Origin of the sequence: Streptomyces sp. PU-14G (assembly GCF_041028275.1) — a bacterium.
GTDB lineage: Bacteria > Actinomycetota > Actinomycetes > Streptomycetales > Streptomycetaceae > Streptomyces.
Genome location: NZ_JASKYT010000608.1, coordinates 1 through 3085 on the forward strand (window position 1 = coordinate 1; position 3085 = coordinate 3085).

Genomic DNA, 3085 nt, shown 5'->3' on the forward strand with positions numbered 1-3085 from the left:
CGCCGGGGGCGGACCCCCGCGGTCTTCGCGCGCCCGGTACGTCGCGGCGCGCCCTTGTCCGGTACGGCGCTCCCGGGGGCGGCTCGGGGGTGTGGGTGCCGCGCGTTCGGCGACGCGGGTGCCGGAGCCCTGGCGGGCCGACAGCCACCCCTCCGCGACCAGTTCGGCGTAGGCGCCCGCCACGGTGTTGCGCGCCAGCCCCAGGTCCGCGGCCAGGCTCCGGGAGGACGGCAGCCGGGTGCCGGGGGCCAGCCGCCCGGTGCGGACGGCGTCCCGCAGGGCGGCCAGCAGGGCGGCACGGGGGCGTCGCGCGCCGGAACCGCCGCAGACCGCGAGGTCGAGGTGGAGGTCGCTGCCGCTGACCGGCCGCGAAGTGGCCCGGGAGGGAGTGGCCCGGGAAGGAGTGGCCCGGGGAGGAGTGGCCCGCGAAGTGGCCCACGAATCCGCCATGGAAGTGGACCATACGCGTGGCCCATTGCTGCCTAGGCTCGGGGGCATGACGACACGGCGTATGAACATCTGGCAGACCGCACCGCAACTGATGAAGGGCATGTCCGGCTTCCAGCAGGCCGCGTCCGCCGCGGGCCTGGACCCGGTGGTCGCCGAGCTGGTCAAGATCCGCGCCTCGCAGATCAACCGCTGCGCCTTCTGCCTGGACATGCACGTGGCCGAGGCCCGCGAGAAGGGCGAGCGGCAGCTGCGGATCGATCTGCTGGCCTCCTGGGAGGAGGCGGGCGGCCTGTTCACCGAGCGGGAGCGTGCCGCACTCGCCCTCACCGAGGCGGTCACCGAACTGACGGACGGATTCGTCCCCGACGAGGTCTACGCGCGGGCCGCCGCCCACTTCGGCGAGGCGGAGATGGCCGCGCTCCTCGGGCAGATCGTCGCGATCAACGCCTGGAACCGGTTCAACGTGGCGATCCGGGAGACCCCCAAGAGCCTCGAAGCGAGCGCCTCCTGATGGACGCAGCGAAGAGGCTGCGCGCGCTGCACCACGGTAGGGCGCCCGGCGACCCGCTGGTGTTGCCGGGGCCCTGGGACGCGGCCAGCGCCCGCGCCTTCACCGACGCGGGTTTCCCCGCTCTCGCGACGCCGAGCGCGGGCGTCTCGGCGTCCCTGGGTTACGCCGACGGGCAGTGCCCGGCCGATGAGATGTTCGCCGCGATCGCCCGCGTCACGCGGGCCGTCAGCGCCGACGACGTGCCCGTCACCGCGGACGTCGAGAGGGGGTACGGGCTGGCGCCGGCCGAGCTCGCCGAGCGGCTCCACGCCGCGGGCGCCGTCGGGTGCAACCTGGAGGACTCGTCGGGCGGGCACCTCGTGGACGCCGAGGCGCAGGCGGACTTTCTGGCCGCCGTACGGGAAGCCCTCGGCCCAGGACCCTTCCTCAACGCCCGCGTGGACGCCCACCTGCGGGGTGTCGCCGACCCGCTGGCGGAGGCGTTGCGGCGGGGGCGCGCGTACGTGGCCGCCGGCGCCGACGGGGTGTACCCGATCGGGGCGCCGCCCGCGGACCTGGCGGTCCTCGCCCGCGAACTGGGCGTTCCCGTCAACGGCCTGGCCCGCGCCGGCGGGCCGGGTCTCGCCGAGCTCGCCGGGGCCGGGGTCGGCCGCGTCACCTTCGGTGGGGGGCTCGCCGCGCGGGCGGCTGAGGGGGTGCGGACGATGGCGGCCGAACTGCGCGCGGGCCGGCTCCTGTGACCTGTCGCGCCCCTCGTCAGTCGGCCCGGGGCGCGGGGGCGGTGGTCAGCAGGGCTGAGAGGACGAGCACCGCGCCGAGCGCGGCCAGTTCCCACGCGGTGGGGCGCCACACCTGCCCGTAGGTCAGCGGCGTGCGGTCCCGCATCAGCACGCGCCGGGCGACGAGCGCGCACAGGGCGACGGCTCCCACGACGGCCAGCTTGACCAGCAGTGTCCTGCCCCAGGCCGAGGAGGCGGCGGCCTCGGCGGAGGGGAGCTTGCGCAGCGTGCTGGCCGTTCCCGTCGCGCACAGGGCGACGAACAGCCAGAAGGCCCGCCGGGCGTAGGCGGCCAACAGGGCGCGCGCCGCGCCGGGTTCGCCGTGCCAGGCGCGCATGGTGCGCAGCGCCTGGACGAGGCCGCCGGTCCACAGCACGGTGCTGGTGAGGTGGAGGAGGGTGAGGCCGACGCCGACGGCCTGGGTGTGGTCCTCGGGGTGGGCGCGCAGCGCCTCCCCGACGACGACTCCGGCGAGCGGCGCGGCGGCCCAGGCGGGCCGCCGGAGGAAGACACACAGGGCGGCGAGCAGGAAGCCGTTGGCCTCGCAGAAGGCGAGCAGCCCCTCGCGGGTCGCGTAGATCTCGCTGAGTTCGGGGAGCCCGGCGGCAAGGCGGCCGTCGCCTGCGGCGGCCATGGAGGCGAGCGCGAGAGCGGCGACCATGCCCGCGAGGGCCGCCCCGGCAGCCCATTCGGGTGGCTGCCGCGGCCCGTGTGCCGGGGTGCCGGGCAAGGAGCGGGAGACGTCGCGGGCCAGCCGCCGCCCGGCCACCTCGCCGAGTTGCACGCACAGCGCGGCGAACAGCACCGAGCGCAGCAGGGTGGTGAGGCCGCCGCCGGGTATCCGCACCTCGCCGGTGCCGTCGGTGGCCACGTCCGTACCGGAGAGTGCCACGGCGACGAGGACGGCGACGCATCCGGTGGCGAGCACGACGGGTATCCAGGGGCGCCGTCCCTTCCGCGGGGCCCGGTGCCGTCCGCGGACCGCGGGTGCCGCCGCTCCCTGGCGGTGAGGCGGGGGCGGGTGCGGGSAATTCTGCCSCAGCGGCGGGTGCCCGAAGAGGCGTCCGCCCCCGTGACAACGGGCGTCACGGGGGCGGAGGGGCTACCGGCAGCGGTGGCGGCGGTGCCTCACTTGGGCATCCACTTCTTCCACTTGTCGGGGTTCTGCTCGACCCACTTGGCGGCGGCCTCGTCGGCGGCGGTGCCTCACTTGGGCATCCACTTCTTCCACTTGTCGGGGTTCTGCTCGACCCACTTGGCGGCGGCCTCGTCGGTGTCCATCTTGTCGATGGTCATCGACTTGACGACCTTGGTCTGGTCGGCGGTGCTCCAGTGGAAGTTCTTG

4 protein-coding genes are annotated in these 3085 nt (G+C 75.5%); 2 read left to right on the forward strand and 2 right to left on the reverse strand.

Going from position 1 to position 3085, the window contains the following annotated elements:
• The coding region (locus AB8Z75_RS33955) for a GntR family transcriptional regulator (RefSeq protein WP_369208841.1) at positions 1-450 on the reverse strand (450 nt) is incomplete at its 3' end.
• A 46-nt stretch (positions 451-496) separates the two neighbouring features.
• On the opposite strand from AB8Z75_RS33955, the gene AB8Z75_RS33960 reads away from it, so the two are divergent.
• Both AB8Z75_RS33960 and AB8Z75_RS33965 read left to right on the forward strand, forming a co-directional pair.
• Positions 497-961, forward strand: a complete 465-nt coding sequence (locus AB8Z75_RS33960) for a carboxymuconolactone decarboxylase family protein (RefSeq protein WP_369208843.1) — start codon at positions 497-499, stop codon at positions 959-961.
• A complete protein-coding gene (locus AB8Z75_RS33965) occupies positions 961-1701 on the forward strand; it encodes an isocitrate lyase/phosphoenolpyruvate mutase family protein (protein WP_369208845.1) in 741 nt (246 codons plus the stop codon). The genes AB8Z75_RS33960 and AB8Z75_RS33965 overlap by 1 nt, the downstream gene beginning before the upstream one ends.
• A gap of 16 nt (positions 1702-1717) precedes the next feature.
• Here AB8Z75_RS33965 and AB8Z75_RS33970 read toward each other — a convergent pair whose 3' ends face one another.
• Positions 1718-2668, reverse strand: a complete 951-nt coding sequence (locus AB8Z75_RS33970; RefSeq protein ID WP_369208846.1) for a CopD family protein — start codon at positions 2666-2668, stop codon at positions 1718-1720.
• Between the last annotated feature and the right edge of the window lie 417 nt (positions 2669-3085).

Coding starts and splice junctions, on each gene's coding strand:
- AB8Z75_RS33965 (WP_369208845.1), top strand. CDS start 961: ATGGACGCAGCGAAGAGGCTGCGCGCGCTGCACCACGGTAGGGCGCCC.
- AB8Z75_RS33960 (WP_369208843.1), top strand. CDS start 497: ATGACGACACGGCGTATGAACATCTGGCAGACCGCACCGCAACTGATG.